Annotated in this window: 23 protein-coding genes; 9 read left to right on the forward strand and 14 right to left on the reverse strand. The window is 50.1% G+C overall.

Annotation, left to right across the window (positions count from 1 at the left end):
- Position 1: 1 nt before the first annotated feature.
- Genes XMD579_RS09840 through gyrA form a run of 5 tightly spaced genes read right to left on the reverse strand, consistent with a single transcriptional unit; the run spans position 2 to position 7,848 of the window.
- Positions 2 to 2,212: a prephenate dehydrogenase/arogenate dehydrogenase family protein gene (locus XMD579_RS09840; protein WP_173481314.1), complete on the reverse strand. Its 2,211-nt coding sequence runs from the start codon at positions 2,210 to 2,212 to the stop codon at positions 2 to 4.
- The gene (gene hisC / locus XMD579_RS09845) at positions 2,212 to 3,312 is read right to left on the reverse strand and encodes a histidinol-phosphate transaminase (RefSeq protein WP_173506312.1); all 1,101 of its coding nucleotides are present in this window, start codon (positions 3,310 to 3,312) and stop codon (positions 2,212 to 2,214) included. Before hisC ends, XMD579_RS09840 begins: the two co-directional genes overlap by 1 nt.
- A gap of 11 nt (positions 3,313 to 3,323) precedes the next feature.
- Positions 3,324 to 4,094 (reverse strand): chorismate mutase, encoded by a 771-nt coding sequence (gene pheA / locus XMD579_RS09850; RefSeq protein ID WP_173506313.1) that lies wholly within the window; start codon positions 4,092 to 4,094, stop codon positions 3,324 to 3,326.
- 2 nt (positions 4,095 to 4,096) lie between these two features.
- On the reverse strand, positions 4,097 to 5,176 hold the full coding sequence (gene serC / locus XMD579_RS09855) for a 3-phosphoserine/phosphohydroxythreonine transaminase (protein ID WP_173481317.1): 1,080 nt from the start codon (positions 5,174 to 5,176) through the stop codon (positions 4,097 to 4,099).
- Positions 5,177 to 5,199: 23 nt separating this feature from the next.
- Positions 5,200 to 7,848, reverse strand: coding sequence for a DNA gyrase subunit A (gene gyrA / locus XMD579_RS09860; protein ID WP_173481318.1), 2,649 nt, complete (start codon positions 7,846 to 7,848; stop codon positions 5,200 to 5,202).
- A gap of 165 nt (positions 7,849 to 8,013) precedes the next feature.
- Between gyrA and ubiG the strand changes: the two genes are divergently transcribed.
- From ubiG to XMD579_RS09875, 3 genes are read left to right on the forward strand one after another with little or no spacing between them, the layout of a single operon-like run.
- Positions 8,014 to 8,730: a bifunctional 2-polyprenyl-6-hydroxyphenol methylase/3-demethylubiquinol 3-O-methyltransferase UbiG gene (ubiG, locus tag XMD579_RS09865; protein WP_173499147.1), complete on the forward strand. Its 717-nt coding sequence runs from the start codon at positions 8,014 to 8,016 to the stop codon at positions 8,728 to 8,730.
- Positions 8,727 to 9,383 (forward strand): HAD family hydrolase, encoded by a 657-nt coding sequence (locus XMD579_RS09870; protein ID WP_173506314.1) that lies wholly within the window; start codon positions 8,727 to 8,729, stop codon positions 9,381 to 9,383. Before ubiG ends, XMD579_RS09870 begins: the two co-directional genes overlap by 4 nt.
- A gap of 11 nt (positions 9,384 to 9,394) precedes the next feature.
- A complete protein-coding gene (locus tag XMD579_RS09875) occupies positions 9,395 to 10,162 on the forward strand; it encodes a YciK family oxidoreductase (protein WP_173481321.1) in 768 nt (255 codons plus the stop codon).
- Between the two features lie 215 nt (positions 10,163 to 10,377).
- Here XMD579_RS09875 and rluB read toward each other — a convergent pair whose 3' ends face one another.
- Positions 10,378 to 11,271, reverse strand: coding sequence for a 23S rRNA pseudouridine(2605) synthase RluB (rluB, locus tag XMD579_RS09880; RefSeq protein ID WP_173481322.1), 894 nt, complete (start codon positions 11,269 to 11,271; stop codon positions 10,378 to 10,380).
- A gap of 75 nt (positions 11,272 to 11,346) precedes the next feature.
- Positions 11,347 to 11,748 carry an H-NS family nucleoid-associated regulatory protein gene (locus tag XMD579_RS09885; RefSeq protein WP_173483084.1) on the reverse strand — a complete coding sequence of 134 codons (402 nt, stop codon included), beginning with the start codon at positions 11,746 to 11,748 and terminating at the stop codon, positions 11,347 to 11,349.
- A gap of 259 nt (positions 11,749 to 12,007) precedes the next feature.
- Here XMD579_RS09885 and XMD579_RS09890 point away from each other — a divergent pair, with 259 nt between their 5' ends.
- Positions 12,008 to 12,505: a disulfide bond formation protein B gene (locus tag XMD579_RS09890; protein WP_173481324.1), complete on the forward strand. Its 498-nt coding sequence runs from the start codon at positions 12,008 to 12,010 to the stop codon at positions 12,503 to 12,505.
- Positions 12,506 to 12,507: 2 nt separating this feature from the next.
- The gene (locus tag XMD579_RS09895; RefSeq protein WP_217362073.1) at positions 12,508 to 13,281 is read left to right on the forward strand and encodes a sulfite exporter TauE/SafE family protein; all 774 of its coding nucleotides are present in this window, start codon (positions 12,508 to 12,510) and stop codon (positions 13,279 to 13,281) included.
- Here XMD579_RS09895 and XMD579_RS09900 read toward each other — a convergent pair.
- The 3 genes from XMD579_RS09900 to XMD579_RS09910 are packed head-to-tail and all read right to left on the reverse strand — an operon-like array spanning position 13,278 to position 16,413.
- A complete protein-coding gene (locus XMD579_RS09900) occupies positions 13,278 to 14,222 on the reverse strand; it encodes a 2-hydroxyacid dehydrogenase (protein WP_173483085.1) in 945 nt (314 codons plus the stop codon). The genes XMD579_RS09895 and XMD579_RS09900 overlap by 4 nt on opposite strands.
- A complete protein-coding gene (otnI, locus tag XMD579_RS09905) occupies positions 14,215 to 15,000 on the reverse strand; it encodes a 2-oxo-tetronate isomerase (protein WP_173481326.1) in 786 nt (261 codons plus the stop codon). The genes XMD579_RS09900 and otnI overlap by 8 nt, the downstream gene beginning before the upstream one ends.
- Positions 15,001 to 16,413 (reverse strand): phosphomannomutase, encoded by a 1,413-nt coding sequence (locus XMD579_RS09910; protein ID WP_173481327.1) that lies wholly within the window; start codon positions 16,411 to 16,413, stop codon positions 15,001 to 15,003.
- A 34-nt stretch (positions 16,414 to 16,447) separates the two neighbouring features.
- Here XMD579_RS09910 and XMD579_RS09915 point away from each other — a divergent pair, with 34 nt between their 5' ends.
- On the forward strand, positions 16,448 to 17,227 hold the full coding sequence (locus XMD579_RS09915) for a trimeric intracellular cation channel family protein (protein WP_371740564.1): 780 nt from the start codon (positions 16,448 to 16,450) through the stop codon (positions 17,225 to 17,227).
- Positions 17,224 to 18,453 carry an MFS transporter gene (locus XMD579_RS09920; protein WP_173483086.1) on the forward strand — a complete coding sequence of 410 codons (1,230 nt, stop codon included), beginning with the start codon at positions 17,224 to 17,226 and terminating at the stop codon, positions 18,451 to 18,453. The genes XMD579_RS09915 and XMD579_RS09920 overlap by 4 nt, the downstream gene beginning before the upstream one ends.
- Before the next feature lie 56 nt (positions 18,454 to 18,509).
- Here XMD579_RS09920 and glcF read toward each other — a convergent pair whose 3' ends face one another.
- Genes glcF through XMD579_RS09940 form a run of 4 tightly spaced genes read right to left on the reverse strand, consistent with a single transcriptional unit; the run spans position 18,510 to position 22,757 of the window.
- Positions 18,510 to 19,718, reverse strand: coding sequence for a glycolate oxidase subunit GlcF (glcF, locus tag XMD579_RS09925; protein ID WP_173484634.1), 1,209 nt, complete (start codon positions 19,716 to 19,718; stop codon positions 18,510 to 18,512).
- Positions 19,719 to 19,729: 11 nt separating this feature from the next.
- Positions 19,730 to 20,794: a glycolate oxidase subunit GlcE gene (glcE, locus tag XMD579_RS09930; RefSeq protein ID WP_173506315.1), complete on the reverse strand. Its 1,065-nt coding sequence runs from the start codon at positions 20,792 to 20,794 to the stop codon at positions 19,730 to 19,732.
- The gene (locus XMD579_RS09935; RefSeq protein WP_173481331.1) at positions 20,787 to 22,298 is read right to left on the reverse strand and encodes an FAD-linked oxidase C-terminal domain-containing protein; all 1,512 of its coding nucleotides are present in this window, start codon (positions 22,296 to 22,298) and stop codon (positions 20,787 to 20,789) included. The genes glcE and XMD579_RS09935 overlap by 8 nt, the downstream gene beginning before the upstream one ends.
- A gap of 30 nt (positions 22,299 to 22,328) precedes the next feature.
- Positions 22,329 to 22,757 (reverse strand): heme-binding protein, encoded by a 429-nt coding sequence (locus tag XMD579_RS09940; protein ID WP_173481332.1) that lies wholly within the window; start codon positions 22,755 to 22,757, stop codon positions 22,329 to 22,331.
- 222 nt (positions 22,758 to 22,979) lie between these two features.
- On the opposite strand from XMD579_RS09940, the gene XMD579_RS09945 reads away from it, so the two are divergent.
- Together XMD579_RS09945 and XMD579_RS09950 are read left to right on the forward strand one after the other, a co-directional pair.
- The gene (locus tag XMD579_RS09945) at positions 22,980 to 23,723 is read left to right on the forward strand and encodes a FadR/GntR family transcriptional regulator (RefSeq protein WP_173481333.1); all 744 of its coding nucleotides are present in this window, start codon (positions 22,980 to 22,982) and stop codon (positions 23,721 to 23,723) included.
- A gap of 44 nt (positions 23,724 to 23,767) precedes the next feature.
- Positions 23,768 to 25,189: an MFS transporter gene (locus XMD579_RS09950; protein ID WP_173506316.1), complete on the forward strand. Its 1,422-nt coding sequence runs from the start codon at positions 23,768 to 23,770 to the stop codon at positions 25,187 to 25,189.
- The last annotated feature ends 14 nt before the right edge of the window (positions 25,190 to 25,203 follow it).

The raw sequence follows: 25,203 nt of genomic DNA on the forward strand, positions 1-25,203 counted from the left end.
ACTACTCCTCAATCAATTTAATACCGACCCTTCGCGCCTGATCAATCAGTTCAGGAAAGGCGGTACTGATTGCTCGACATCCGTTAATTCGGATGGAACGATCAAAACGTAAACTTAACATCAGTAGAGCGAGTGCAAGTGCTGGGTGCTCTGCAGCTTCCAACTCACAGGGACGCCAATCTGAAACCGGCGAAATAGTGACATCAGTATGTGACATACTGATGTCGGCACCCGCTTTACTTAACTCATCCACTGTCGTCTTGAATAGGGCTCTCTGTCGTTCTGGAATTCGATCGATACCTAATATAGTCGAATCACTCTGAGCAGACGCCATCGCTAACAGCAGTAGAGGGAGATCATCCCCAACCGAGGCCAACTCAGATGAGAGGCACTCGATACCTGATAACAACGAGGCTTTTACCTCTAAATCAGCGACCGGCTCACCGCCCGCATGACGATTGTTATTCAGCGCAATGTGCGCACCCATGCGTTCAAGTAGACGCAAAGAGTGAAGTCGAGTGGGATTCGCACTGACATTTTCAATAACCAGACTCGACTCTTGTTGTAAAAGAGCACCCACCGCGAAGGCGAAGGCGAAACTCAGATCCGCTGGTACCTGAACCGAACAGGCTTTTAGCGAAACGCCCGACTCGATAAACAGTCGACGCCCCTCTCTCACCAATTGAACACCAAAGGCATCTAGGAGACGTTCAGTGTGATCACGCGTCGTATTCGGCTCATAAACCTCTAATTCAACACCCGCACTGATGGCCGCCAACAATAATGCACCTTTAATCTGAGCACTGGCATGACTTGGCGCATAAGTAATCGATTTAAAGCGCTGACCACCCTTAATAGTGATTGGCAGCGAGCCTGTATTACTGTCGATGGAGGCACCCATCTGTGTCAGTGGATCGATAATCTCTTGCAGCGAGATCTTGGATAACTGCTCACTGCCCGTTAACCTCACATCGAAGTCTTGAGCAGAGAGTAGACCTAACAACATTCTTAACGAGGTCATTGAGCTACCAAAATAGAGAGGCGCTGACGGCGCTTGCAGTCCATTTAGACCCACACCAAACACTCTTACTCTACCTTGGTGTGGACCTTCGATAACCACGCCCAAATCACGGAAGATCTGAATCGTTGCTAGAGTATCTTCACTCTCAATTAACCCCTCGATCTCGGAGACACCCTCGGCAATCGCTGCCAACATAATGGCGCGTTGCGAGATTGAACGATCGCCGGGCACTCGTAACTCACCGCTCAACTTAGCCGTGGGAGATGAGACCAGCGTATCAATGGCATCACCTCTGAGCTCAGCATAGCCAGCACGCTCTAATACCAAAGAGAAATGTTCACGGGAGGCTTTAGCACGGGTAAAAATGCCCAATAAGCGTAGACTGTCACCCTGATCAACAGCAGCTCTTAGATCTTGCACACCCGTCATAAAGCGATCTATCTGCTCTAGCAACTGCTCACGGTTGGCGAAACAGACGTCATGCCACATGGTCGGATCACTGGCTGCAATTCGGGTAAAGTCTCTAAAGCCACCGGCCGCATAACGAAAAATATCGGTACTCTCAGCTTCTGCTGCTAAGGTATCTGCGAGTGAAAAAGCTAAGAGATGAGGTAAATGGCTGGTCGCCGCTAAGACCTGATCATGACGCTTAGGCTCCATTTGAACCACTTCAGCACCAATTGCCTGCCAGACTCGGGCCAGAGTTAGCGTCGCTTCGCTAGAGGCTCCCTCAGGAGGCGTTAAGATCACTTTTTTATGATTGAAAAGATCCGTTTGCGATGCCGATACACCACTTTTCTCTGCGCCCGCTATCGGGTGGCCAGGTATAAATCCTGTTGGCAGACCCTCAGGCCAAATAGCTTTAGCCGCTTCAAGAATATTCAGCTTTGTACTGCCAACGTCGGTTAAGATCGCCTCAGGCTTTAGCCAAGGAGCGATCTGCAGCATCACCTTCTCTATCGCTTTGACTGGAACGGCCAATAGAATGAGATCAGACTGTTTTACCGCTGATTCAAGATCCGTTGCGATGCTATCAACCACATTGAGAGCCAACGCTAGGTCGCACTCCTCTTGATTGAGATCGAAACCGATCACATGCTGAACGCTAACCAACTCTTTTGCAGCACGCGCAAAAGAGCCGCCGATCAGACCCAGTCCAATGACTAATAGGCGCTCAGCTTTAAACGACATTAAGCAAGCGCCTCAGCTAGGGCTTTCAAGAAGCGAGCGTTTTCGTGCTCAAGACCGATACTGACCCGAAGATGATTAGGGAGTCCGTAATTGCCAACTGGGCGCGTAATGACACCCTCCAATAACATGGATTGGTAGATCGGCATGGCAGGCTGCTGCAAATCGATCAAGACAAAGTTGCCCTGACTAGGAACATAGCTGACACCCAATTCAGCGAGCCCTTCGGACATCTGTTTAAGGCCCTGCTGATTTACCTCTTGGCTTCTCTTCAGGTATTCAGAATCCGAAAGAACCGCTTGAGCTGCTGCCAATGCCGCAATACTGACATTAAATGGCTGACGAACACGGTTTAACAGATCGGTAACGGCGACTGAAGCATAAGCAAAACCACAACGAAGCCCTGCTAAGCCCCAGGCTTTGGAAAAAGTTCGAGTTACGATTAAATTATCGAACTCATCAGCTAGCAACAGTCCGTTCGGCATACGTTCGGCCGTTAAATATTCGGTGTAAGCCTCATCCAAAACCACTATAACCTGCTCAGGCACACGAGCCATGAACGCGCGAAACTGGTCTTCAGAGAAGACCGTGCCGGTTGGGTTATTGGGATTGGCTAAGAAGATAAGACGCGTCTTGTCAGTAATGGCATTAGCCATAGCGTCTAGATCGTGACCATACTTTTTGGCTGGGGTAACTACGGACACGGCACAACAGGCCTGTGTCACCAGCGGATAGACAATAAAAGCGTACTCCGAGTAGATCACTTCATCGTCAGGGCGAACAAATACTCTTGCGATCAGCTCTAGTAGATCATTAGATCCATTACCCAGGGTTAAACGATCCTCTGCTAGCCCATAATGAGCCTTCAAGGTGCGTTTTAGCTCTGTTCCCGACGCATCAGGGTAGAGCGTTGCATCTTGTAGACTATCAATAGCTGCTTTAAGTGCGATAGAGCTTGGGCCCAACGGGTTTTCATTACTGGCCAGTTTAATTGACTCAGTAATCCCCAGCTCACGCTCAAGCTCTTCGATGGGCTTACCAGGTTGGTAAGGTGTTAACTGTTGAACACCCGATACTGCTAAAGTTTTTTGATCTACAGACACGATTTTAGTTCCTAAAAAACCGCTTTGGGAAAAAGACCCAGGTAGTGAAAGTTAAGTTCTGGCCCCAACAAAGACTGAAGCTGTTCAATCGACCTAGCGCCATCAAGCTCCATGTAGGTTAGGGATCCATCGGTGATATTTCGCTTCGAATCAGTAACCACTGATTCGGCACTCTCAACAATCAATGCTGTTTTATCATCGCCCGATGCCGAAACCTCTTGATGCCCCACCACTAAAAACGCCTCATCACCATGAAGAGTGACTTCACCAACAACGTTTAACTGATGAGTCACCAATAACGACAAGACCTCAGGCAATCTATTTACTGAAAGAACCGCGTAGTGCAACGCTCCCTGCGCTAAGCTCAGCAAGGTTTCCGATGCACTAGCGAATGCAATAGGCTCAACCGAGTGACCAAATTGTTTCAGAGCAGCTTGCTCAGTATCTAATTCAGAGGTTGAAACAAACCCAACATTCATACGGTGCTCATGCGCCAGACAGACCGACATCACCTCCCTGAACAGACGTGCAATCTCCTGATCAGGAAGTGGTCCCTGATTGCGCTGCATCGCTTTACGAAGCACCTGCGCTTCTCGCTCAGGTCGATAAAAAACCGGCGAATTCGCACCAAAGTTATGCTTAATATCAGCCACTCTTTGGGCACACTCAGCACGCTTGTTCAACAGAGCATGAATCTCTTGATCAATCTGATCGATCTCATCACGCACCTGTGTCAGCGCCTCATCTTGAGTCAGCCCCTGGTAGAGATTCTGCTGATCCATTGTTAGCCTCGGCGCTTTTCGAAATCAGCCATAAAATCGATCAGTGCATCAACCGCTGCTTCGGGCACAGCATTGTAGATGCTTGCACGCATACCACCGACAGAACGATGCCCCTTAAGATTCAACAACCCTGCCTCTTCAGATTCGGCCAGGAAGGCTTTATCCAGAGCAGAATCCGCCAGTGTGAACGGAACGTTCATGATCGAACGGTTTCGCACAGCAACTGGGTTGGCAAAAAAGTCACTTGCATCAATCGCAGCATAGAGTTTAGACGCTTTGCGATGATTCAATTCCGCCATTGCAGACAAACCACCCTGGCGCTTAATCCACTGAAATACTAAACCTGACAGATACCAGGCCAGTGTCGGCGGCGTATTGTGCATCGACCCTTCAGCAGCGTGAACCGCATAGTCGTACATAGTCGGCGCTGTACTTAAGGGATTGCCTAATAGATCTTTACGCGCGATCACAACCGTTAAGCCGGCAGGTCCGATATTCTTCTGAGCACCCGCATAGATCAAACCAAAGCGTGAGACATCAACAGGCGCAGAGAGTATGTCCGAAGACATATCAGCCACAAGCGGCACGTCACCCGCGTCTGGAATGTAATCAAACTGAACGCCGCCAATGGTTTCATTGGTGGTGTAGTGAAGGTAGTTAGCCGTCGAATCAATAGAGAGATCAGACTGCAGCGGCGCTTCACAAAAGTTTGATGACTCAGTTGAGGCAGCGATAGAGACATCTGCAAAACGCTTTGCCTCTTTGATCGCTTTTTTCGACCAAACACCCGTGTTGATGTACGAGACCTTGCCACCTTGTGACAGATTCATCGGCACCATACCAAACTGACTGGTCGCGCCCCCTTGAAGGAACATGACAGCGTAGTCGTCACTGATGTTCATCAGATCACGCAAATCCTGTTCAGCCCCTTCAGCAACGCTAACAAACTCAGCGCTACGGTGGCTCATCTCCATAATAGAGAGGCCTTTGCCATGCCAATCCAACATTTCAGATTGGGCGATTTCTAGTACTTCCGTTGGCAGCGCTGCAGGGCCAGCGCTGAAATTAAATAGACGATTCATTTAATAGGGGTTCCGAGCCTCAATTACTCTTCTTCGCTGCCGTCGGAATCATCAGACTCCTCTTGTGCAACTTGACTCTCTTCTGATGCATTAGTTTCTGTTGAGTTACCCTCTCCAGCTGCATCAGTCGCATCTTCATCCTCTTCCGGCTCTTCGATTCGAGCGATACCGATCAGAGTCTCATCATCCGCTACGCGAATGAGTCGGACACCCTGGGTATTTCGACCGAGTGAGGAGATCTCAGAAGTACGGGTACGAACCATGGTGCCAAGATCACTGATCAGCATGATGTCATCGCCATCAAATACCTGGACAGCACCGGCCAACGCACCGTTACGATCGGTGCACTGCATAGCAATGACACCCATACCGCCACGACCACGAATTGGGAACTCTGTGATCGCTGTCTTCTTACCATAGCCTTTCTCAGAAGCAGTCAGCACCTGACCACCCTCCTTAGGCACCATCAATGAGATCACTTTAGCGACATCATCCAACTTAACGCCACGCACACCGCGAGCGGTACGACCCATCTCACGAACATCTGTTTCATTGAAGCGAATCGCTTTACCCGCAGAGGTCACCAGCATCACATCGTCGCTACCGTTTGTCAGTGATGCACCGATTAGGCGGTCACCTTCAACGATATCCAATGCAATCAGACCTGTACTGCGTGGGCGAGAGAAGGCCGATAGACGGGTCTTCTTCACGGTACCATTGGCTGTCGCCATGAATACGCAACGCTCATCATCAAACTCTTTAACAGGAAGAATCGTGCTGATGCGCTCACCCTCTGCCAACGGCAGAATATTGACCATAGGTCGACCACGAGCGGTACGGCTTGCCTGAGGGATCTCAAACACGCGCAGCCAGTAGACCTTACCGAAGTTGGTGAAACACAGGATCGTATCGTGACTGTTAGTCACCAGCAGATGCTCGACAAAATCTTCATCTTTCATTGCTGTCGCAGACTTACCTTTACCGCCGCGACGTTGTGCTTGGTAGGCCTCAAGCGGCTGTGTCTTCGCATAACCACCGTGCGAGATAGTCACAACCATCTCCTCTTCGGTGATCAGATCAGCAATGGTTAGATCCTGCATAGACGCAGTGATCTCAGTGCGACGCTCATCTGCGTACTCTGCAACCAGCTCGTTCAACTCTTCAGTAATCACTTCCATCAAACGAACGTGTGAGCCAAGAATCTCTAAAAGCTCTGCAATACGCTCGATAAGATCGCGGTACTCTTCAATCAGCTTTTCGTGCTCTAGACCGGTTAGACGGTGTAGTCGCAATTCGAGAATCGCTTGCGCTTGAGCTGGCGATAGGTAGTAGCTGTTGTCACGCAGGCCGAACTGAGCTTCCAAACCTTCTGGACGACAGGCATCTTCACCTGCACGCTCTAGCATATCCAACACCTGACCAGGCGCCCAAGCGGTCGCAATCAGCGCCTCTTTTGCCTCCGCAGGGGTTGGGGATTTCTTAATCAGTTCAATGACAGGATCAATGTTTGCCAGTGCGATCGCCAAACCTTCCAAGATGTGGCCACGCTCTCGCGCTTTACGCAGTAGGTAAACCGTACGACGTGTGACAACTTCGCGACGGTGACGAACGAAACACTCAAGCGCCGTTTTCAGATCCAATAGACGCGGTTGACCATCAACCAACGCCACCATGTTAATACCAAACACGCTCTGCAGCTGTGTCTGCGCAAATAGGTTATTGATGATGACATCAGGCACTTCACCACGACGCAACTCAATAACGATACGCATACCATCTTTGTCTGACTCATCGCGAAGTTCGCTGATACCTTCGATCTTTTTCTCTTTGACCAGCTCAGCGATCTTTTCGATCAAGCGCGCTTTGTTGAGCTGGTAAGGAATCTCGGTGATAACCAGCATAGGACGACCGTTTTTCGGGTGCTCCTCAACGTGGTGTTTTGCACGAACATAGATACGGCCACGACCTGTTCGGTAGGCCTGCAAAATACCTGCACGGCCATTGATAATACCGCCCGTCGGGAAGTCTGGACCTGGGATAAACTCAAGCAGTTCATCGATAGTAATATCCGGGTTCTCGATCAGTGCCAAACAGCCTCGAACCACCTCACCTAAGTTGTGGGGCGGAATGTTCGTCGCCATACCTACCGCAATACCCGCTGAACCATTGACCAACAGGTTAGGCACACGAGTCGGAAGGACCGCTGGAATCTTTTCGGTACCGTCGTAGTTATCGACGTAATCGACCGTCTCTTTATCCAGATCCGAAAGAAGCTCGTGAGAGATCTTCTTCATTCGAATTTCGGTGTAACGCATTGCCGCAGCAGAGTCACCGTCCACCGAACCAAAGTTACCCTGACCGTCTACCAGCATGTAGCGCATAGAGAAGTCTTGCGCCATACGAACGATCGTATCGTAAACCGCACTGTCGCCGTGAGGGTGGTATTTACCGATTACATCACCAACCACACGAGCGGATTTTTTGTAGGGTTTATTCCAATCATTACCCAGCTCATTCATCGCAAACAGCACACGACGGTGAACCGGTTTTAGGCCGTCACGCGCATCAGGTAGTGCACGGCCGACGATCACGCTCATTGCGTAATCTAGGTAGGACTGCTTCAGTTCGTCTTCGATATTTACCGGAAGAACTTCTTTGGTTAGGTCACCCATTATCTGGCGTTCCTTTTAGTCTTCTGTTCGCACCGCCACCCGGTGCAAAAATAAAGTCCACATCATAACACAAACAATTGAATCAAATCAGCTTTTGGGCCTTATTCAAAGGGGTGATAAACTAGCGCCATTAACCGTTAATGAATTGCCACTTTGGTAGCCTAAATGACCGATCAAACAAACCTGAATATCGACCCACAAGAGATCTCTAAATTCGAAGAGCTTGCATCACGCTGGTGGGATAAAGAGAGTGAATTCAAACCCCTTCACGATATCAACCCACTGCGAGTTGGCTTCATTGATCGTCATGCTGATCTGGCCGGCAAAGAGGTATTAGATGTCGGCTGTGGCGGTGGCATTTTATCGGAAGCGATGGCGCACCGCGGCGCCTCAGTTAGCGGCATTGATATGGGTGAAGCGCCACTAAAAATCGCCAAACTGCACGGCCTAGAGTCTGGCGTTAAAGTCGATTACACCCGCACAACAGCGGAAGAGTTCGCTGAACAGAACCCAGAGCGCTTTGATGTCGTCACCTGCATGGAGATGCTAGAACACGTTCCAGACCCAGCTTCGGTCGTAAAAGCCTGTGCAGCCCTAACCAAACCAGGTGGACGCGTTTTTTTCTCGACTTTAAATCGCAACCCGAAAGCCTACCTGTTTGCCATTTTGGGTGCAGAGCGTCTGCTTAAACTGGTTCCCAACGGCACACACGACTTCAACAAGTTCATCCGCCCGGCTGAACTGGCCAACCACATGCGTGCTGCTGGACTGGAGGTGGATGACCTATGCGGTATGACCTACAACCCACTGACCAAAGTCTATGCACTGGATGCTAATGATGTCAGCGTGAACTATCTGGTTGCCGCGACCAAACCACTATGAGATCCGCACTCTTTGATCTAGACGGCACAATGCTGGATACAGCCCCGGACTTTTATCGCGTCATTTGCCAGCAGGCACAGAACCACGGCTACGCGGAGCCCGATTTTCAGCTAATTAGGGATAATGCATCGAACGGCGGAAAGCCAATGCTTAAGGCCGCTTTCCCAGAGCAGCTCATTGCCAATGAGACAGCACTTCACAATGAGTTTCTCTCTCTGTATAGAAGTAACCCCGTCGAGAGTGGCGGTCTGTTTCCCGGCTTTAACGAAGCGTTGAGCTGGCTTGAAGAGCAGCAGATTCCCTGGGGCATTGTGACGAACAAACCTCGCGAATTGACGGATATCGTGCTTGAACAGCTGCAACTCACTGATCGCTGCAGTGTCTGCATCTGCCCAGAGGACGTTAGTCAATCAAAACCCGATCCAGAAGGGATTATCAAAGCGCTTAAAACGGTTGATGCAACAGCAGAGCACTCACTCTACTTTGGCGACCATATTCGCGACATTGTCGCTGGAAAAGCGGCAGGCACACCAACGGTAGCCTGCACCTTCGGTTACTTAGCGCAAAGCGAGGATTATAGGGAGTGGCAAGCAACTCATGCACTTCATCAGTCCGAGAACCTTCTCTCATTTCTTAGTGAACAATTTATTTAAAAGGTCTAAGCATGTTTACCTACGACGCTCCCGAGCAACTTCTTGAAGGACGCACTATTCTGGTCACTGGTGCCGGTGATGGAATAGGTAAAGCTTCAGCTATCGCCTACGCCAAAGCGGGCGCGACTGTCATACTAGCGGGCCGCACCGAAGAGAAGCTTGAAGCTGTCTACGATGAAATTGAAGCGCTAGGCTGCAAACAGCCTGCCATCGTGCCGATCGACTTCGACAAGGCAAGCGAACCCGACTACATTGAGCTGGCTAACTTGCTGGATGAGACCTTTGGCAAGCTAGATGGCATCCTGCACAACGCAGGCATCCTTGGTCTAAGAACTTCGATTGAGAACTACGACCCGATCATCTGGGAACAGGTAATGCGCGTGAACGTCAACGCACCGTTCATCCTGACACAGACCCTAATGCCACTGCTTAGACAATCCGAAGACGCCTCAGTCATTTTTGTCACTTCGGGGGTTGCGACCAAGGGCCGTGCCTACTGGGGTGCCTACTGCGTCTCTAAATTCGCCACACTGGGACTGATGGAGACCTTAGCTGACGAGCTAGAGAATGACCCAAGCATCCGCATCAACGCCATCAATCCAGGCGGTACCGCCACTGCAATGCGTGCCTACGCATACCCTGCAGAGGACCCAAGCACCATTGCAACACCCGACGATATCCAACCTGCGTATCTATTCCTAATGGGACCTGATAGCAAAGGAGTCAACGGACAGAATATAGATGCACAAGGTGCAATGACCGCTGCGGATTTGAGCTAGAGAGCGAATACCCAGCCTAAAGGCTGGCCATTACCAACGTTGGAGCGGTCTTAAAAAGGCCGCGATCTTAGTAGAGATGACTGGCCTTCAGCCTGTCATCCGCAGTTAGAATTTAATGCCTATCTGGAAAACACCGATAAAGCAGATGACAGGCTGAAGGCCCGTCACTATCAGCTAGAGAGAGGGATCAGACCGAAGGACAGCCCCCTCAATTGTCACCCTCGCTTGCCCACCACACGAACCTTACGCTTGCGGCGGTCCTGTCGGGCTGAATCACGGTTGTGATCGGTGGTTTGACGTATTTTCTGGCGTTTGTATTCGCGCTCTTTACGATCAAGATCTTCGGGATTGATCGAAGGCACTTTGCGACGCTCTAGCAGCAGCTCATCCGTTAGAATGTCGACCTCTTTCTGACCAAGCTCTCGCCAAGTGCCTACCTTAACGTCACTGGGCAGGAATACCGGCCCGAAACGGACACGCTTTAGGCGGTTAACTTGCAGCTCTTGAGACTCCCAAAGACGACGAACTTCACGGTTACGACCCTCCATCACACAACAGTGGAACCATTTATTGGCACCTTCACCGTTGAAGTAACGAACGTCGGTAAACTTAGCCATGCCATCTTCAAGCAGAACACCGTCGGTTAAACGCTTGAGTACAGCATCACTGACATCACCTAGAACTCGAACCGCGTATTCGCGGTCAATGTTGCTCGATGGGTGCATCATCTTGTTAGCAATTTCACCATCGGTAGTAAAAACCAAAAGACCCGATGTATTGATATCGAGACGACCGATCGCAACCCAACGCTCAGATTTAAGCTTCGGCAGATTATCAAAGACAGTTGGCCTGCCTTCAGGATCATGGCGAGTGCAGACTTCACCAATGGGTTTATTGTAGATAAGAACTCGAGCCGTTTGGCTACCCGCACTGTTCAGTTCAATAGATTTGCCATCGACCTTAATCTGGTCTTCAGCAGAAACACGATCACCAAGAGTCGCCAATTTGCCGTTTACTTCGACTCGACCCTCTTCGATCCAACGCTCCATCTCACGACGTGAGCCTACACCGGAGCGCGCCAACACTTTTTGCAGTTTTTCATCAGACATGCGGACGCAACCTCAAAACATAGAAACAAAAAGACCCTTCCGAGGAAGGGCCTTCACTCATAGGGCGATTATATATCAATCTATGGTTGGCAGTTGATCTTTTGTGATACCACGAGAAGCCATGTACTCTGCGAATACAGTTGGAGTGCGACCGCGACCTGTCCAGGCATGGGTTTGACCACTTGCATCGGTAATCTGGTACTTAGCTTTCACCTCTTTACGAGATTTAGGCGCCGATTCAGTGATACCAGTTAGCTCATCGAGCGCAATACCCGCTTCACGCATCTTCTGGCGAATCGCTTCAATCGCCTCCAGCTTTGCACGGTTCTGCTCTAGTAAAGCAGCTTCCTCAGCGCGACGCTCTTCAAGAATATCCGTTAGATCGGCAATCACTTTTTCGATCTCATCTGCACCAACCGATTGGCACTGTTTACGAAGAGAGTTTTTGCGCAAAAGAGTTTTAATAAAATCGCTCATCAAAAATTCCTAATACTATTAATAGTTGGCAAAGGGGATGCACAGTTTTAATTTAACGCCAACATAATATATAAAAATAAATAGTTTTCTCAATATAAAAATTTAAATAAATAAAAATATTTAAAAAACCTAAACCAAACAATTAAATTAAACCACGAATAAATCCATTTAAATAAATTTACAAAGTTCTAATTTTTAATAGCGACAGCGAATAAAAAGATGATTAGAATCACCTAGAAAATAACCATTCAAAGAAGCCATGTTTAAGTTTAGAGAATCGCCAAAACCGCTCATCTGGAGCTACACACTTATACTCGCGTTAGGCCTCGAGGCTGGGGCTTTAGTTTTTCAATACCTACTCGACTACGGTCCCTGTGCTCTCTGCGTACAGATTCGTGCCACACTCTTTGGCGCCCTTCTCTTGGCAGTATCCGGGAAGATCTTCTCAGCGCGTTCTATACAGACGCTGCTCGCCTTTTTACTTGTTCCACTGATGGCTTTTCTGCTTTACCAGAGCTACCAAGTTTTAGGGATCGAGCGCTACTGGTTTGAGAGCAGCTGCACATTGAGCGACCCTTTCCCAAACTGGTTTCCCCTTCACCTTTGGCTTCCGGCAATATTTGAACCTTGGGAGCTATGTGGCTACACGCCAGAGATCATTAAAGGGATCACTATGGCAGAGGTGCTTATTGTCACGGCAGCGGTCTCTTTAGCCTTATCAATTTGGCATTTAATCAATCAGCTAAAGAGTCAATAAGTTTGGAAGAGATTCTATTTCTTGCCGCTGCAGGTATTTTAGGTGGCATCGTAAACTCTCTTGCTGGCGGTGGAAGTTTTATCACATTCCCCGCTCTGATTGCTGTTGGGGTTCCCCCTGTCATCGCCAATGCCAGCAACACCTTTGCTGCAACAGCTGGCTATCTTTCGGGCACCTATGCGCTTCGACAAGAGATAAAAGATTCACCTAAAAAACTTCTGATCTTCTCTTTTATCTCTGCGATCGGCGGAATAATAGGTGCCTACCTGTTAACACAAACCTCTAACAGCGAATTTGAAAAAGCCGTGCCTTGGCTACTACTCTTCGCGACTCTGCTGTTTATTTTTGGCGGACAGTTTAATAAGACATTACAAAAGTGGAGCCAAAAACATCGCCATATCGATAAAGCACAAAACGGGTTATTTACCCTGCTTTTTATTGGCGTATCAATCTACGGTGGATTCTTTAATGCAGGACTGGGGATATTACTGCTGAGTTACTGCAGCTTAGCAGGCTATCGCTCTGTTAATGAGATGAATGCACTTAAACTGCTCTACTCATCGACCATTTCAGGTTGTGCCATTGTGCTATTCCTAATCAATGATCTGATTAGCTGGAACGAAACATTGATACTGCTGGTTGGCACACTGATTGGGGGCTATGCAGCAGGCATCATCTCCAAGAGGATTCCAAACAGCTGGGTTAGACTGGCCATCATTTTTGCCAGCACAGCCATCACCCTCTGGTTCTTTACCAGCATTTACCTACTGGACTAATTGACGGGAGTAACCAGGCTTCCTGATTCGATATAGGCTTTTACATTATCGACAACCAACTGGGCCATTGCCGTTCGGGTTTCAAACGTGGCACTACCAACGTGTGGCAATAGCAACACATTAGGCAGATCCATTAGCGCCTCTGGCACCTCTGGCTCTCTCTCAAAGACATCCAACGCCGCACCACCCAACTCACCGGACAGCAGAAGATCAACCAGTGCCTTTTGATCCACCACCGCACCGCGGGCGATATTGATCAGCGAACTTTGTGGTCCCAAGGCCTGTAACACCTCTCGATCGATCATCTGATAGGTCTCTGGCGTACTTGGACAGAGCAGAAGCAAGTAGTCGGACCATTTTGCCAGCTCAACAATCGACGCTTCATAAGCGTAGTCGACATCCTCCCGTGGATGACGATTGTGATAGCGAATCTGCATTGAAAACGCCTCGGCTCTCTTAGCAGTCTCCAATCCAATGCGTCCTAATCCGACAATACCCAGGCGCTTACCGCTGACTTTTTGCCCCATCGGTGGTGTTGGGTTGCTAAGCCATTCACCGCGACGAACAAAGCGTTCAGCCTCGCCCATACAGCGCGCTTGTGAGATCAGCATCCCAATCGCCATATCCGCCACACACTCGTTAAGCACGTCGGGTGTGTTGGTCACATACACATTGCGCGAAGTCGCAAACTCGACATCCACTTTGTCATAGCCAACGCCCCAGTTAAAGATCACTTTAAGATTGGGCAGCTGCTCCATCAATGCGTTTGCACAGCCTTTGCCGGCACTGGTGACCACCAATTCAAAATCGGCACCCTGATCCGCTAAAAACTGATTCGCATCACCCTGCTTATTTAGCGGAACCAGTTCAACCACCTCCGCCAACATACCTTTTAGCTCAGCACTAATGCCGGCAACAAGAAGCGCCTTGGGTTTATCCATTAGATGACCTTTTGTAGTCAGACAACCAACCCAAACCCTCTAAAGTCGTTGTTTTAGGTCGATATTCGCAACCAATGAATCCTTGATACCCTTTTTGATCGAGCCAGTTAAAGAGGTAGGAGTAGTTGATTTCGCCGCTGGATGGTTCATTGCGATCGGGCACGGATGCGATCTGCATATGATCAATCAGAGGCCAGTATCGCTCTAAACGGGTAATAAGATCCCCGCACATAATCTGAGCATGGTAGAGGTCAAACTGCATTTTTAAATTTGTGCGATTGGCCAACTCAATCACCTCTGCAGCTTGCTCAGGTGTCGTTAAAAAGTAGCCTGGCATATCACGACTGTTAATCGGCTCAATTAACACATTGATACCTGATAAGTTCAGTTGATCGGCCGCCCAGGTTAAATTATTCAGATAGGTTTCAAATGCCTTTGGATCGGAAAAATCGGCTAGCCCGGACATGATGTGCAGACGTCGATTGCCCAACACCTCGGCATAAGAGGCCGCCTGTTCAATCGAGGCTTTAAACTCAGATTCGCGACCGACCAGCGCCGCTAGCCCACGTTCACCCGCACCCCAATCACCGGCAGAGGCATTGAACAGCGCTTGCTCCAAACCAGACTCATTTAAAAGGTCTTTAATCTGTTCCGCAGGATAGTCGTACGGGAAAAGATACTCGACCGAATCAAAACCGGCTTTTTTTGCCGCAACGAAACGCTCTAAAAAGGGAAGGTCTGAAAATAGAAACGATAGGTTAGCAGCAAAATTTAACATCTATACTTCACTCTTAAACAGTTGCTCGACCTTGTTAAGTACCCGACGACAGAGTTCTGTCGCATCCTGTTCACTGTTCATCTCGACATAACAGCGCAGCTCTGGAGCATTACCAGAGGGACGAAGATGGACAATCGTATCAGTATCAAAGTCGACACGATAACCATCGGTCTGATCGACTGATCGAATACCACCCAAAGACCAAGGCATTAGCGATTCAAACTGCAGCTGCCCTTCATTCAGACGCTGTAACATCGATTGGCTCCACTCGGTCGCTATCCCTGGAATGCGATCCGATGCGGTGTATCGCTCTGGCAGCTCGGCCGACAGTTGACTGGCCTTAAGCTGATTCTGTTTGGCGAGGTAGATGACCGCCAGCATTGGCAGAACAGCATCACGCGTCGCCAACGTTGAAAGCGTTGACCCATTCAGTCCAACATCGCTACCTAACAAAAATCCACCGTTCGCTTCAAAACCGGCAACAACACCCTCTGCAACCGACTCCATTCCTGCAATCACATAGGGTGAGCCTATTCGTGTACGCAGCGTTTGATCAAACCAACCGCTTAATTCCAGTGCCGTATTACTGCTGACGGGAGTCACAACCGCTTCTGCACCGACCGCCTTTGCTGTGAGGACACCCAGAATATCACCGCGGAAAAAGGTCCCTGTCTCATCGGCGATGAGAGGACGGTCCGCATCACCATCGGTAGAGACCAAAAGATCAAATCCAACCTCAGACGCCCAACGCTTAGCCTGTTCAATATCCTCTGTACGCACCGCTTCAGTATCGATAGGCACAAACTGTTCTGTCCTGCCAAGGGCAATCACCTCTGCCCCCATCGCCTCGAACAGTTCACTTAACAGATCACGAGCAACACTTGAGTGCTGATAGATAGCGACCTTCAAGCCAGAACAAAGATCTTGACCGAAACAGTCAACATAGCGTGATAGGTAAGCCGACTTAGCACCAGCATCAATCGCAGGCAGTTCTGGACACTCAATAATTTGAGGCAGCACTACCTCGGCCGATGAGATCGACTCTTCATGTGCCTTATTGATCTCACCCTCGACGCTGTAAAACTTGATTCCGTTCCGATCGAACGGGATATGGCTGCCAGTCACCACAATCGCAGGCGCATGCATCTTAGACGCGTAGTAGGCGACGGCTGGTGTTGCCAATGCACCGACATAAATCACCTCGACACCTAAGTCTCTCATGGCCGCCATGCAGGCTCGGGTAATTTGCGGGCTGGAGGGTCGTAAGTCATGACCTATAACAACACGGGTCCCTTGACCTGCCGCTTGCCAAAACGCAGCAGCAAAGGCGTACGCGACCTCATTGGTTAGCTCACTGACCAAGCCTCGAACGCCACTGGTACCAAACTTAACGCCCGCTTCAGAAATTTTCATAATCAAATAGATCCTTTACTCATGGATGATTTGAGTGAAAGAATGCACAATTCATACCAACACTGACCCATATAAATATGAGTCCGATTGTCGCACAGATAAGCTTGCATCCATAGAGAGCAAAGGGAGGCTTTTGTTGTTTAGTCAGCCACTACTCGCTGCCGAGTTTCTAGGGACGGTTGTATTTGCTATCACCGGTGCCTTAGCCGCCACCGGTAAGCGCATCGACATCTTTGGCGTAATGGTATTAGCCGTCGTCACTGCGGTAGGTGGAGGGACTATTCGTGACCTAACCATCAACAACGGCCCCATCTTTTGGCTTGAAGAGACCTGGTATATATCAACGGCACTGATTGCGGGTCTCGTGACCTTTATCTTAGCGCGTTATCTTCGCTACCCGCGCCGACTGTTGCTGATATTCGATGCCGCCGGTATCTCACTTTTTGCAATCATCGGTGCGCAAAAGGCCCAGATGGCTGATCTATCGCCCCTACTGGTCGTCATGATGGCCTGTATCACAGCCGTTGCAGGCGGCCTTATCCGTGATGTGCTAACCAATGAAGACCCGATGATTCTTGGCGGTGGCGACGGCGAACTCTATGCCACCTGCACCATACTCGGTGCGATGGTATTTGTATTAGGTGAGGGTTACATCGATCCGATACTCCTCTCCTACTTGGCAATGTTAGTCATTTTTCTAACCCGACTGGCCGCCATATTTGGCAATTTGCGTCTGCCAAAATTTATTGATGCAGGCCATAGATTAGAGAGTCATGAAGAGGCCAGAAACCCCTCTAAGGATTCAGACCAGTGAGTGACACCCGGCTATTAAAACAGGGATTATTTGTTCGGTTCCTCACCAGCCAACTCACCTCCGGCATGGCGATTCAGATGATGCTGATCGGCTTGGGCTGGCAGGTCTACCTGATGACCGAAAGCGCTATGGCGCTTGGCTGGGTTGGTCTGGCGCGTTATGTACCTCAGATTCTGTTTACGCTGCACGCAGGCGACATGGCCGATCGATACGATCGTCATAAGGTGATGATTTGGAGTCGGGTGCTGCTGTTAATCACCATTGGTGCGCTCTCCTTAACCAGTTTCACTGAGACCATTACAGAAGGGATCATCTACATAGCCTGTTTCATGCTGGGCGTCTCTAGAACCTTCAGCATGCCTGCGGGGCAAGCGATGGTGCCGAATCTGGTGCCGCGCCAGCTTCTGACCCAAGCGATGACACTGACCGCTTCAGCTCGTGAGACCATTACAATTATTGGTCCGGCTTTAGGTGGCGTCATCTATATTTTTGGAGCCGGCACACTCTATGCCACTAGCATGCTGTTCGTCTTAATATCGATTGTGACGCTGTTTGGCATGAAAGATACAGCCATCAAACGGGACCGAAGCGAGCAGCGTCGCAAAGAGTTGTTTGAGGGCTTTGTCCACGTCTGGCGCAACAAACCGGTATGGGGATCGTTAATGCTCGATACGCTGGCGGTTCTAATCGGCAGCGTTACTGCTCTTCTACCGATGATTGCGCACGATATATTACAGACCGATTCAGTCGGTTTAGGCCTGTTAAGAAGCGCACCAGCGGCGGGGGCCGTTGCGATGTCGTTCTTGCTTGCAAAATACCCGATTCAACGACACTCCGGGCGTTGGCTCTATGCGGCCGTCTGGGTCTTTGGCTTGGGCACTCTGGTCTTCGGTTTCTCTGAAGTGATGTGGGTATCGCTGACCGCTCTGTTTGTTCTTGGCGCCGCCGATATGATCAGTGTTGTGATTCGCTCAACACTGGTTCAGGTTGAAACACCCGATGAGATGCGCGGACGGGTCAGCGCGGTTAACTCACTCTTTATTGCAACCTCCAATCAACTGGGTGAATTTGAATCAGGTGCACTTGCCGCCTGGATTGGTGCGGTCCCCTCCATTCTATTTGGTGGCTTTGGCACCCTCGCCCTGGTAGCACTTTGGATTCCGCTCTACCCCACTCTTTGGAACCGAGATCATCTCGTCACACCCGAATCCGAAACTGAAAAATAGAAGCAGTGACAAATAAATAGGGGCCTAACAAGGCCCCTTTAATAGTGACTGCGATCTTATCGATCCAACAGTTCAATCCAGTGATTAACCGGTACCGGCGAAGCTGTCTCAATGTGTAACTGACACCCAATGTTCGCGGTAGCGATCTGTGTCGGTTTATCCCCTGTCAGCGCCTCAACCTTATTGGCTAGCAGCTTTTGACTGATCTTCGGCTGAAGAATCGAGTAGGTGCCCGCGGAACCACAACAGAGATGCTTATCCTTGGTCTTGGCCAGATCAAAGCCCACTTTCTCGAGTACTTTTTCTACGGAGCCGCTCTGTTTCATAGCGTGCTGCAAGGTACAAGGACAGTGGAACGCGATCTTTTCACCATCAGTATTGGGAGCAAGTGGTGACAGATCTTCAGCCAGCAGCACCTCACTGATATCTTTTGTCAGCTCACTCACACGCTTGGCCTTCTCCGCGTAGTCTGGGTCATCTCTTAATAGATGCCCGTACTCCTGAACCATGGCACCGCAACCAGACGCGGTCATCACAATGGCTTCACAACCCCCTTCAATCGCTGGCCACCAGGCGTCAATGTTCTTGCGCATCTCATTAAGACCCGCTTCGTGTGCCGACAGGTGGTAATTCACCGCTCCACAGCATCCAGCTTGTGGTGCTTCAACCAGAGTGATTCCTAGCTTATCCAGTACCCGAGCCGTTGCCGCATTGGTATTGGGTGCAGCACTGGGCTGAGCACAACCGGCAAGAGCCATCATAACTCGAGCATGACGTTTGGCTGGCCAAGGAGAGGCTTTACGTTTAGGCGGGACCTTCTTACCCAGAGCGCCAGGTAGAATCGGTTTAAACACCTGACCTACTTTTAGTAGCGGACCAAAGCGGTTAGCGTGAGGCAGAACCTGTTTCAATCCCCAGCGAACCACTTTTTCCGTAACAGGGCGATCCAATTTCTTCTCAACAATGCCACGACCTATATCAACTAGACGTCCATATTGAACGCCCGATGGACAGGTCGTCTCACATGAACGACAGGTCAGACAGCGATCTAGGTGTGTCCGAGTTTTTTCGGTCACCTCATCGGTCTCCAACAGCTGTTTGATCAGATAGATTCGACCACGCGGGCCGTCTCGTTCATCATTCAACTCTTGGTAGGTTGGGCACGTTGCTGTACAGAAACCACAGTGAACGCAGCTACGCAGAATCTCTTCCGCCTCTTGTCCTTCGGGCGTCGCTAGGAAGGTTTGAACTATATTCGTTTTCATTGCACTGACTCCTACAACCAACCAAACGCACGGCCGGGATTGAATACCCCCTGCGGATCGACAGACGCTTTAATGCGTTGTTGCAGAGCCTGAATTGATGGATTAACCGGATGAAGTACCTCGTCAGTACGATCACCTCCGCGGTAGAGTGAAACCTGTCCACCAGCACTCTCTGCTAGCTCCACCATACGATCGAAACTGTGATCACCGGCATACCAGCGCTCAGCGCCACCCCAGTTGATTAATGAATCCCCTTCGATGGGTAGGACATCCGCACTGCCCTTAACGGAGAAGCGCCAGACTTTTTCCGCATTGAATAGGGCTGGTTTCTGATCTTGCAGATCCGCCCAAAGAGCCAAGGCAACCTCTGGAGCAAGTTCTTCACCACCCCAAATTTTTGCAGTCGCATCAACTGCTGAGGCTGCACCTGCCAGACGAACAAACAATTCTCCGTTGTGCCAATAAGCCGCTGTAATCGGCTTTGGCTGACCTGACATGGAGTTCATGCGCTGTATCGCTTCGGCTTGATCCATTGCGAACTTCAAAGTGCGGGTAGTCGCTGGTTTAGGCAGTACTTTTAGAGAGATCTCGGTCATTAGGCCTAATCCACCCATCGCACCCGCTTGCAGACGCGAAAGATCGTAACCGGCGACATTCTTCATCACCTGACCACCAAACCGCAGCTGTTCCGCTTCGCCATTGATCAACCTGACGCCTAATACATGATCACGAATGGATCCGTACCAAGGGCGCCCCGGACCTGAGACGTTAGCGGCCAATGTACCACCTAAGGTTGCTTTGCCACCGAAACGTGGCGGCTCACAGGCCAGCATCTGATTGTGTTCAGATAGTGCAGACTCAATCTCTGCAAGTCTGGTACCGGCACGTGCGGTCATAACGAGCTCAACCGGTTGGTAGCTAACAATGCCTGTGTGACCACTGACATCGATGGTACGATCCGTCTCGATCTGACGTCCCATAAAGGCTTTACTGCCACCCGCTGAAATAGCCAGCGTCTCTTTAGCCTCAACCGCATCACGGACTTGGCTAATCAATTCATTGGTTAAATCAGACACGGAACTCTCCTGCATCAGTATTGCTATTGGCGCTAACCTGAGCATTGGGCGTTAGATCAAGATCCAACGAACGGTACTCCTGACAACTTCTCAAGGTCGGTATACCTTTACCGGGATTAAGAAGCTCTTTGGCATCAAAGGCACGCTTCACTTTGTGGAACTGCTCGATCTCTGAATCACTGAACTGAGCCGGCATTTGACGGAGTTTTTCATAGCCTACGCCGTGCTCGCCCGTGATACAGCCGCCCACCTCAACACAGAGTTCAAGAATTTTGCCACCGAACTCTTCGGTGCGCTCCAGCTCACCCGGTACGTTCGCATCAAAGAGAATCAGTGGGTGCAAGTTGCCATCGCCGGCATGGAAAACGTTGGCCACACGCAGACCGTAGTGCTCTGACATTTTCTGCATCTCGAGCAGCACATGCGTTAGCTGACCACGCGGAATCGTCCCGTCCATGCAGTAGTAGTCTGGTGAAATACGTCCAACGGCTGGGAAGGCTGATTTACGCCCAGCCCATAGACGTGCACGCTCCTCTTCACTTTGAGATGTGCGAACCGAGGTGGCTCCCAGTTCACGAAACAGCGTTTCAACCGCTTCAATATGCTCCGCCACCTCTTCATCGGTGCCATCGACCTCACATAGCAATAGAGCCTGAGCATCGACGGGGTAGCCTGCTTTGGCAAAATCTTCAGCCGCTTTAATGGCAAAGCCATCCATCATCTCAAGACCGCCAGGAATGATACCCTTAGCAATGATCTCACCGACGGCATCACCCGCTTTGGGTACCGAGTCGAATCCTGCAACCACTACCTGAGCACGCTCAGGTTTTGGCAGCAGCTTCACTCGCACTTCGGTGACCACACCCAATAGCCCTTCGGATCCTGTGAACAGCGCCATCAGATCCATACCACAGCTATCAAGACCTTCTGAGCCGATGGTTAGCAGCTCACCTTCCATCGTCAGGAACTGAACACTTAACAGGTTATGCACGGTCAAACCGTATTTAAGGCAGTGGACACCCCCTGAGTTTTCAGCCACGTTACCGCCAATGGTGCAGGCTATTTGCGACGAAGGGTCTGGACCGTAATAGAGATTGTAATCACCTGCCGCTTCACTAATCGCTAGGTTGCGAACACCCGGTTGAACGCGAGCCGCTCTAGCGTCAGTATCGATCTCGAGGATCTTATTGAACTTCGCCATCGATAAGACCACGCCATCACCATGAGGCATAGCACCGGCACACAAACCGGTACCTGCACCACGAGCTACCACAGGGATGTTCTCTTCGTGACAAATTTTAAGAACCTTCTGTGCCTGCTCTACCGTTGATGGCAAAACAACGATCAACGCCTCTTCGCAATAGGCTGAAAGGCCGTCACACTCATAAGGCTTTAACGTTTCGCTGTCACTGATGACGTAGTGCGAATCAATGAACTCATTAAATCGCTGAGCAATGCGTTGACGCTTAGCAACACGATCCGGGCTAGCCACTGCACTCTGCATACTGATCTCCGACCCCACTCTGGGTACTTTTTATTGTTGAGTCTGCTGTTGCCAGTACTCTATACCAGCTTGAGCACACTCCATATCCTGCATTGGTGTACCAGAACTCAATCCGATGCCACCAACTACTTGTCCATTTGACTCCACGGGATAACCGCCGCCCACAACACACAGACGTCCACCCATCGAGGTGTGAATACCAAACACCAACGAGCCGGGTGTACATGCAGCGTTGTACTCGTGCGTCGCTTTGCGAGCAGCCGCTGCGGTGTAGGCTTTGTCTTGAGCGATGGTTACACTGGTGGTTTTACCGCCATCCATACGTTCAAAAGCGATCAAATTCCCTGACTCATCTGTTATCGCGATACACATAGGTACACCAATCTCATTAGCTCGGTTTCGAGCCCCTTCGATTAACAGACGAGCATCTTCAATATCTAAGCGTTTCAGTTCGAGCATAAGTTCAACCTCTTAAATTGGAGTAGTAGACAGACCAATAGAGCGATGCTGTCACAAAAACTTACGCAGCTGTCTACTGGTATGACCACTTGAAATCAAACCACTGATTTGATGGTCACTCACTCGATGAAACGTTTATGCATTCAAACCCAGATGGGGCTTGCGTTTCAATTGATGGCGTGGAAAACTGGTCTGACCAATCCATACCGAGATGCGAAATAGATGAGCCAATCTGCAAGCAGCGCTGTTAATGAAGTCACTCAATATCTGCAAAAATTGATTGCTGATGGTGAGTTAGGACCGGAGAGCAAGATCCCGTCTGAACGATCCCTCTCTGCACGTCTAGGTGTGTCGCGTACCATTGTTCGAGAGGCACTGCATATACTCTCGGGTAAAGGGATCATTGAAACGCACCACGGTAGAGGATCATTTGTCTCCTGCGCGGTCACCAGTTCAGAAAACAAGTCCGCTCTGATCAATCTGTTTGGTCAGGATCCCAAGGCTGTACTGGAAATTCTTGAGGTCCGTGAACAGCTGGAGGGGCAAGCTTGCTTTCTAGCCGCACAACGAGCGACCGCTCGCGATCAGTATCGCATTCGTGAGGCGTTCAAGAAGATGGAGTCGGTAGCCCCCGATTGGGATGCCAACTTGGACCATGAGTTTCATAGACGCGTGATCGAGGCATCCCACAACTCGGTATTGATACACACCTTGTCAAGTTTGAAGGATCTGACGCTGATTAGCATTCAAGAGGCTGTTAGAAACTTCAACCAGAAAGGGGGCTTTAAGCAGGTGGTCGATAAACACCACAGCGAAATCTACCAGGCAGTGACCACAGGACAATCGGCCTGGGCTCGATCGGCTGCGATGGACCACGTTCGACATGTGCGAGAGGCCTTAAAAGTGCTGTTTGATGTCGAAATGAAGCGGCTAAACGATTTTCAAAACTCCACCTCTGGCAAGTAACGCCCAATATGCGCCTAATATTTATCTCTCTTCTGGCTCTATTCATGAGCCTGATGCTTGTAGCGTCTGGCAATGCCTATTTGATGTCGCTGATTGGCGTTCGTTTGGGTATGGCGAATACACCGCCAACCGAGATTGGTTGGATCATGACCTTCTACTCTATCGGGTTTGTGATTGGCTCAATCTTTGCTCAACGGCTGCTGATCAGAGTGGGACACATTCGGGCATTCTCGACACTGGCCAGTCTTGCCGCGATGGCCGCTCTGCTCTACCCCTTCGCTGAGGATTTTTGGGTTTGGAGTCTACTCAGGATTATCGGCGGGTTCAGCGTTGCTGGTCTATTCATTGCGATAGAGAGTTGGTTTAGCGCCGTGGCTAGCGACAACAACCGCGCTACCCTATTCTCTCTGTACACCATTGCAGCCTATTCAGCGGCAGCATCAGGGCAGGTCATTCTCGGCCACTCCTCTGGCCTGCAAATATCCACAGCCTTCATCATTGCGGGGCTTCTACTGATCGCAGCCGTCATCCCTCTCTCTGCGTCACGCCTTCAATCACCGCCCCTAGAGACTGCAGAGTTCATGTCACTGCAGCGACTCTGGCGTAAATCGGCGCTGGGGCTTTTTTCAGCATTTTGTGGCGGGCTGTTGATCGGTTCGTTCTACGCACTGGTTCCGCTCTATGCCACATTGAGCGACATTGCAACGGATCAAATTGCTACCTTGATGTCGATATCGGTTATGAGCGCGATGCTGTTCGCTTGGCCCATTGGTTGGCTTTGTGACCGCGTCACACGAAGCAAAGTGTTAACGGCAACCGCCCTCGTCGCAGCTCTAGCAGCTCTGGGAGCATCACTGTTTGGTTCTGATCAGTTTGTGCTGCTGATTCTTTCGACCTCACTGTTCATGGCGATGATTGCGGCGATCTACTCAATAGCGGTAGCGATTACCAACGACTTGATTCGCAGTGAGGAGCGTGTTGCCGCCTCCTCGACACTGATGCTGAGCTATGGCCTTGGCAGTATTGCAGGGCCACTGTTAGGCTCAATGCTACTGGGCTCTTTTGCACCCGGTTCGTTGTTCTTGGGATTCGTGGTTATTCTGCTGATGCTGGTCGTGTTTACACTATTCAGACAGGTACAAAAACCACCCGTACCGATCGAAGAGCAGGAGCAGTTTATCCCTGCGATGCCAGAAACACAGGTCATTGCAGAGTTTGACCCTCGTACCGAGGATCTACCCGACACTGCGATTGAAGAGCTATTCCCAGACGAAGTGGTTGAGGCGGTACAAGGGGTTAATGAAACGGATCAGCCCGTTTACTCTATAGTTGAGAGCGACTCACTGACCGATGAAACTCTGGAGCCATTAGAGGGCTTGGCGGAACAGAAGTCTGAGCACAGTTTCGATATCCATGAAGAGGCTATTCAAGCACAGGCAGAGGAAGCCTCTTCACAGAAACCCTAGGGAGCCTGAGATGT

This window comes from Marinobacterium sp. xm-d-579 (genome assembly GCF_013282935.1).
Lineage (GTDB): Bacteria > Pseudomonadota > Gammaproteobacteria > Pseudomonadales > Balneatricaceae > Marinobacterium_E.